Below are 765 nucleotides of genomic sequence, written 5' to 3'. Positions count from 1 at the left end.
CTCTGAGCCGCCGCCACTGGGGCGGGGGCGGTGCGTGCGCCGCGTGCGTCGGCCGCGCCGGGGCGGCCGGGCTCGGTTGTGCGCGGTGAGCGTCGTCGATCAATGCGCATGGGTGTCCCTCCCGGGGCATGTGGGAGTGCACGGGAAGTTACGGTGGTCTTCCGCACCGTCAAATTACTCGGAGGTAAGTTAAAAGGTCTGCCAAGCAGAGCCCTGGTATCGGTCAAAACATGAACGCGAGTCTTGGTTCTATGCCGGGGGGCGGTCGATCGGCGCCCCAACCGTAACAAGCTCGGAACGCGAACGGCCCCCGCGCCACCGCGCGCAATGGCAGCCTGGACATGGCCGCGGCCGGCCTGTGAGCGTAGGAGGTTCACAGACCGGCCGCGGTTTTCATGTGTACTTGCTCTTCATGTGCACGGTGACTGCCCTACCGTCGCGCGCACGCGACGAAGCGGCTGCCGCCGGGTACTACCGGGCGACTACAGGCAGAGCAGGATGCTCGCGGTGCTGTCGCACAGCAGCAGGCTCGCCTCGCTGAACGCGGCCTCGCCCGCGGCCTGGGGAGCGGTGGTCTCGGTGGCCTCGAGCGACTGCAGGTCGAGCAGGGACATGATTCCTCCATGGTGGTTGGGGAGTGCGGCCGCGCCGCACGCCCGTCGGTGTATCCGAGTTGGTGCTGGATGGTGCTTTTTCCAACCCCCGGCCAGCGGGGGCGGTCTTCAGGCGGCGCCGCGCGCGCCGCGTCTTCCCCCGGACCCCCCG

1 protein-coding gene is annotated in these 765 nt (G+C 68.9%); it reads right to left on the bottom strand.

What is annotated here, in order from left to right; genetic code table 11:
- Positions 1-482: 482 nt before the first annotated feature.
- Positions 483-614 (bottom strand): SapB/AmfS family lanthipeptide, encoded by a 132-nt coding sequence (locus KDL01_RS41570; RefSeq protein ID WP_212534216.1) that lies wholly within the window; start codon positions 612-614, stop codon positions 483-485.
- Positions 615-765: the final 151 nt, after the last annotated feature.

It is taken from the genome of Actinospica durhamensis, assembly GCF_018139695.1.
In the GTDB taxonomy this organism is placed as follows: Bacteria; Actinomycetota; Actinomycetes; order Streptomycetales; family Catenulisporaceae; genus Actinospica; species Actinospica durhamensis.
This window is presented reverse-complemented; position numbering and strand designations above follow the sequence as displayed.